General features: G+C 72.5%; 3 protein-coding genes and 1 pseudogene. 1 reads left to right on the top strand and 3 read right to left on the bottom strand.

Annotated features, from left to right (window positions below; all coding sequences use genetic code 11):
• Window positions 1-219 precede the first annotated feature (219 nt).
• Window positions 220-2,187 (bottom strand): acetoacetate--CoA ligase, encoded by a 1,968-nt coding sequence (locus CCN72_RS19125; protein WP_086808577.1) that lies wholly within the window; start codon window positions 2,185-2,187, stop codon window positions 220-222.
• A 252-nt stretch (window positions 2,188-2,439) separates the two neighbouring features.
• Here CCN72_RS19125 and CCN72_RS19120 point away from each other — a divergent pair, with 252 nt between their 5' ends.
• Window positions 2,440-4,788 (top strand): glycoside hydrolase family 31 protein, encoded by a 2,349-nt coding sequence (locus tag CCN72_RS19120; RefSeq protein WP_086808576.1) that lies wholly within the window; start codon window positions 2,440-2,442, stop codon window positions 4,786-4,788.
• Between the two features lie 164 nt (window positions 4,789-4,952).
• Here the strand turns inward: CCN72_RS19120 and CCN72_RS19115 are convergent, their stop codons facing one another.
• Window positions 4,953-5,330, bottom strand: coding sequence for a hypothetical protein (locus CCN72_RS19115; protein ID WP_086808575.1), 378 nt, complete (start codon window positions 5,328-5,330; stop codon window positions 4,953-4,955).
• Between the two features lie 68 nt (window positions 5,331-5,398).
• Window positions 5,399-5,508: pseudogene (locus CCN72_RS40630) on the bottom strand (NUDIX hydrolase); the annotation flags it as partial.

The raw sequence follows: 5,508 nt of genomic DNA, 5'->3' as shown, positions 1-5,508 counted from the left end.
CGATCTCGCGGCGCAGGACGCTGCGCATGGTCCGGTGGTCGGTGTGCGCCATGTTTCCCCCATGTGTGCGCGGTCGATCAATGCTCTCTCACCGTAACCGTCGGCACTGACAATGCCCGGTGCGAGCGCTCTGACCTGCGACTTTCCTGGGCATGGGGCGGCCCCGGGCCCACCGTCGTCATCGGTGGGGCCGGGGCCGTCCGCACACGGGGGCGGGTGTCAGCCGCGTTTGCGGGCCAGTTCCTCGTAGAAGGCGAGCAGCGTGAGGTCGTCGATGGAGCCGGGGTTGACCGCCTTCTCCAGCGGGGTGCCCTGGAGGAGGCGCTTGACCGGGACCTCGATGCGCTTGCCGGTGAGAGTGTGCGGGACGCCGGGCACCTCGATGATCTCGTCGGGGACGTGGCGCGGCGAGAGGTGTTCGCGGATGGCCCGCTTGACCTTGTCGAGGAGCGTGTCGTCCAGGCTGGCGCCCGGGGCGAGGTGCACGAACAGCGGCATCCAGTAGCCGCCGTCGGGCTGTTCGATGCCAATGACCAGGGATTCCTTGATCTCGGGCAGGCGTTCGACCACCTCGTAGATGTCGGCGGAGCCCATGCGGACGCCCTGCCGGTTGAGGGTGGAGTCGGAGCGGCCGTGGATGATCACGGTGCCGCGCCCGGTGCGGGTGATCCAGTCGCCGTGGCGCCAGACGCCGGGGTAGGTGTCGAAGTAGCTGTCGTGGTACCGGCTGCCGTCGGGGTCGTTCCAGAAGCGGATCGGCATGGACGGCATGGGCTGGGTGACGACGAGTTCGCCCACCTCGTCCACGAGGGGTTCGCCCGCGGGGTCCCAGGCCTGGAGGTCGGTGCCGAGGGCGGGGGCCTGGAGTTCGCCGGTGTACACGGGCAGGGTGGGTACGCCGCCCGCGAAGCAGGAGCAGACGTCGGTGCCGCCGCTGACGGAGGCGATCCAGAGGTCCTCGCCGACCTCGTCGTGCAGCCAGCGGAAGCCGTCGGGCGGCAGCGGGGAGCCGGTGGTGGCGACGCACTTGACGGCGGAGATGTCGTAGTCGCGGGACGGGTGGACGCCGGCCTTGCGGCAGGCCATGACGTAGGCGGCGGAGGTGCCGTAGAGGGTGGCTCCGGTGCGTTCGGCGACCTTCCACTGGGCGCCGGTGTCGGGGTAGCCGGGACTGCCGTCGTACAGGACGATCGTCGTACCCGTGAGCAGGCCGGAGACGAGGAAGTTCCACATCATCCAGCCGGTCGAGGTGTACCAGAAGAAGCGGTCCTCGGGGCCGAGGTCGCAGTGCAGGCCCAGCTGCTTGAGGTGTTCGACCAGGATGCCGCCCTGGGACTGGACGATGGCCTTGGGCAGGCCGGTCGTACCGGAGGAGTAGAGCACCCACAGCGGGTGGTCGAAGGGGACCTGTTCGAAGACGGGCGCGGTGTCGCCGGAGGTCACGGCGGACCATTCGAGGGCGCCCTCGGGTGCCTCGGTGCCGAGCAGCGGGATGTGCACGACGGCCCGCAGGGTGGGCAGTTCGCGGCGCAGTTCGGCGACGGTCTCGCGGCGGTCGTGCTCCTTGCCGCCGTAGCGGTAGCCGTCGACGGTGAACAGGACGACGGGTTCGACCTGCTGGAAGCGGTCGAGGACGGAGCGGGCGCCGAAGTCGGGGGCGCAGGAGGTCCACACGGCGCCGACGGAAGCGGTGGCGAGGAGGGCGACGACGGCCTGCGGGATGTTGGGCAGGTAGCCGCTGACGCGGTCGCCGGGGCGTACGCCGAGGGCGCGCAGTTCGGCGGCGAGCGAGCCGACCTGGCCGCGCAGTTCGGCCCAGGTGACGGGGCGTGGCTCGTGGGTCTCGTCCACGTACAGCAGCGCGGGCTCGTCGGGGCGGTCCTCGGCCGCGCGCAGGGCGTGTTCGGCGTAGTTGAGGGTGGCGCCGGGGAACCACTGGGCACCGGGCATCGCGCGGTCGCCGAGGACCTGGGTGTACGGGGTGGAGAAGCGGACATCGAACCACTCGGTGACGGCCTTCCAGAAGGCGTCCAGATGGTCGACGGACCAGCGGTGCAGTGCGGCGTAGCCGCCGTCGGCCGGGGCCCCGTGGTGGGCGGCGGCCCACGCCTGGAACGCGGTGATGCGTGCCTGGGCGATCCGCGCGGGATCGGGCTGCCAGAGCGGCTGGGGGTTCGCGGTCGACATGGGGCGGCTCCCGGACTGTACGCGTCGTGTGCGTCGGTCCGCGCACGGCTGGGTGTGCGCGTGACGCGGCTGACAGGGACGATGCCATGTGATCGACTTCCGCACCAGGGTGAGCTTCATATCATCCGTCTGGTCATCCGTCTGATGACGTCTGGTGAAACTCGTCCGGCCGGTGAAACGGCGGGTCCGGCAGAGGTGAACGGAAATTGAACGGCACGCGGGCGCGGGGCGCTCGGTGGCAGGGTGAGCAGCATGGACGGTCGTGACCTGGTGCGTTCGGTGCGTGTGATCGGTTCGGGACGAGCTGCGAGGGGGGTGCGGGCGGCGTGGCGCAGACGGCGGATCGACGCCGCCGGGCTGCCCCGGCGGGGGGCGGAGCGGGCGCGGGTGCCCGGTCAGGTGGAGAGCGCCGAGCCGGGGCCCGGCGGTGGGGTGATCCGGTTCAGCCGGTCGGAGCTGCGGATCATGGTGGCGGTGAACGGCGCGGTGTTCTGGGGCTGGGACGGGACGGCGCCGGGGCCGTCGTACGCGCTGGCGGGGAGCGGCCCCGAGCCGGATCCGCGGGCGGTCCTGGAGCCGGACAAGGACGGCGGCTGGCGGGTGGTGGCCGAGCGGGTGACGGTCGTCGTCTCGCGGCACGGCGCGGTGGAGGTGTGCACGCCGGGTGGTGTGGTGCTGCGCCGGGAGCTGCCGCCGCGCTGGTGGGAGCCGGTCGAGGGGGGCGCAGGGCGGTGGATGCAGCGTGCGGAGGTGGCGGCGGACGCCCGGTTCTTCGGGCTCGGCGGGCGCGCGTCCGGGCCGCGGCTGCGCGACGGGTCGTACCGGCTGTGGAACACCGATCCCGGAGGTTCGTTCGCACCGGGTGACGATCCGCTGTATCTGACCATGCCGGTGCAGCTGGTGGTGGCGGACGCGGGGACGCATCTGATGTTCTACGACACCACGTGGGACGGCACGGCGGTGCTGCGCGAGGGCGAGGAGGGCGCGGGGTCCGGGCACGACCGGGCGGGGCGCTGCGAGCTGCGGATGGACGGCGGGCCGCTGCGCTGCTGGGTGATGGTGGGGCCGCTGGCGCGGGTGCTGCTCACCTGGGCCTCGCTGACGGGGGCGCCCGCGCTGCCGCCGGCCTGGGCGCTCGGGCATCAGCACGCGCGGTGGGGGTTCGGCAGCGAGCAGGAGGTGCGCCGGATCGTCGCGGGCTATCAGGAGCGCGGACTGCCGCTGGACGCCGTGCATCTGGACATCGACCACTACGACGGCCACCGGGTCTTCACCGTGGACCGGGAGCGGTTCCCGAAGCTGCCGGTGCTCGCGGAGGAGCTGCGGCGGGACGGGATCCGGCTGGTCTCGGTCGTGGATCCGGCGGTGAAGGCGGCGCCGGGGGACCCGGTGTACGACGGCGGCACGGCGGTGGACGCGTTCGTGCGGGACGCCTCGGGGCGGCCGGTGCGGGGGGTGGTGTGGGCCGGTGAGTCGGTGTACCCGGACTTCACGCATCCGCGGGTGCGTCAGTGGTGGGGCGGGCTGTACGAGGAGCGTCTTGAGCAGGGGTTCGCCGGGTTCTGGCACGACATGAACGAGCCGGTGTCCTTCAACGCCTTCGGCGAGCCGACGCTGCCGCGCTCGGCCCGGCACGCGCTGGAGGGGCGCGGCGGGGACCATCGCGAGGCGCACAACGTGTATGGGCTGTGCATGGCGCGCGCGGGATACGAGGGGCTGCGCGAACTGGCGCCCCAGGAGCGGCCGTTCCTGCTTACGCGGTCGGGCTGGGCGGGGATGCAGCGGTACGGCGGCACATGGTCGGGCGATGTGGCGACGGGCTGGCCGGGGTTGCGGGCGTCGCTGTCGCTGGTGCTGGGGCTCGGGCTGTGCGGGGTGCCGTACTCGGGCCCGGATGTCGGCGGCTTCGACGGCAGTCCGTCACCGGAGTTGTATCTGCGGTGGTTCCAACTCGGCGCGTATCTCCCGCTGTTCCGCACGCATGCGAGTCTCCGGGCCGGGCGGCGTGAGCCGTGGGAGTTCGGGTCGGAGGTGCTGGAGCACGCGCGGGCGGCGCTGCTCGAACGCCGGCGGCTGCTGCCGTACTTCGTGACGCTCTCCCATCTGGCCCGGCGCACCGGGGCGCCCTATGTGCGGCCGGTGTGGTGGAGCGCACCGGAGGACCGGGCCCTGCGCGACTGCGAGGACACGTTTCTGCTGGGTGACAGTCTGCTGGTGGCACCGGTGCTGGAGGCGGGCGCGGACCGGCGCGTGGTGCGGCTGCCGCGGGGGCGCTGGTACGACACCACGACGGAACGGGTCTACGAGGGCCCCGGACAGGTCCTGGTGGACGCGCCGCTGTCCCGGATACCGGTGTTCGCACGGGCGGGCGCGGTGCTGCCGGTGCGCGGCGACTCCGGCCTCGAACTGGAGACCTGGGCCCCGGCCCCCGGCCGGACCGGCGGCGGCCTGGTGATACGGGACGCGGGCGACGGCTGGGACGTACCGGAGATGGAACGCTATGTGTCCCGCCACCAGGGCGGGAAGGTGGCGGTCACCCGGGAGGGCGAGGACGGGGTGAGCGAGCCGGAGTGGCCGGTGCGGGTACGGGGACTCGGGTGAGCCAGGCACGGCTTGTTCGGGCGGGATTGCCCGGGTGGTTTCCGTCGCTCCGTCGCTCCGTCGCTCCGTGTCAGCGGCCCGGCTGGTCCGAGCCGGTGGTGGAATCGGGTGGATCGTCAGGAGCATCCTCTCCGGATGCGGGTCCGCATCGTCGGTGGGGACGCTCATGCTCGGCAGTCGTACGGTGATCTGCCGAGCGCCTCGCAGACGAACTCGCCCGCGGCGAGACGCACATCGTCCGTGATGCCGCTCTGGCCGAGCTGCTGTGCGGCGGCCTGCGCCCGGGCGTCGACCTCGGGGGTGAAGCAGTGCGGGTTCTGGAGGATGGCGTCGGCCACCGCCCGCGCCTTGAGGAGCCGCTGCGCGTCATCCGTGTGCGGCTCCTGCTTCGTCCACTCGTCGACGAGGCCTTCCGCCGCGTGTCGGGACGCGGCACACGACGGGGCCGCCGAACCGTGGGTCCGCACTCCCACCTCGTACCCCCCGGCTGCCAGCAGAACGGCCCCGACCGCGGCCAGGGTGAGGATCCACTGTCTTCTCATGAAGCCTCACGGTATGGCCAACGCCCCTTCCCGGTAAGGGGCGTTGCGACTGGGCAGCCGGGTGGGGGTCAGATGTAGCGGCCCTCGAAGAAGGCTCGGACCGCGGCGCTGTGGAGGGGGAAGGCGAGGTCCTCGGGGCGGCGCAGGAGGTGCCAGCCCTCTGTCTCGGGGGTGGGGG

The organism is Streptomyces murinus (assembly GCF_002154555.1).
GTDB lineage: Bacteria > Actinomycetota > Actinomycetes > Streptomycetales > Streptomycetaceae > Streptomyces > Streptomyces murinus.
Note: the sequence above shows the minus strand (reverse complement) of the source record. Positions and strands in the feature narration are given on the sequence as shown.

Bases quoted from the DNA above. Each gene is read 5' to 3' on its own strand.
- CCN72_RS19120 (WP_086808576.1), top strand. From the start codon at position 2,440: ATGGACGGTCGTGACCTGGTGCGTTCGGTGCGTGTGATCGGTTCGGGA.
- CCN72_RS19115 (WP_086808575.1), bottom strand. From the start codon at position 5,330: ATGAGAAGACAGTGGATCCTCACCCTGGCCGCGGTCGGGGCCGTTCTG.
- CCN72_RS19125 (WP_086808577.1), bottom strand. From the start codon at position 2,187: ATGTCGACCGCGAACCCCCAGCCGCTCTGGCAGCCCGATCCCGCGCGG.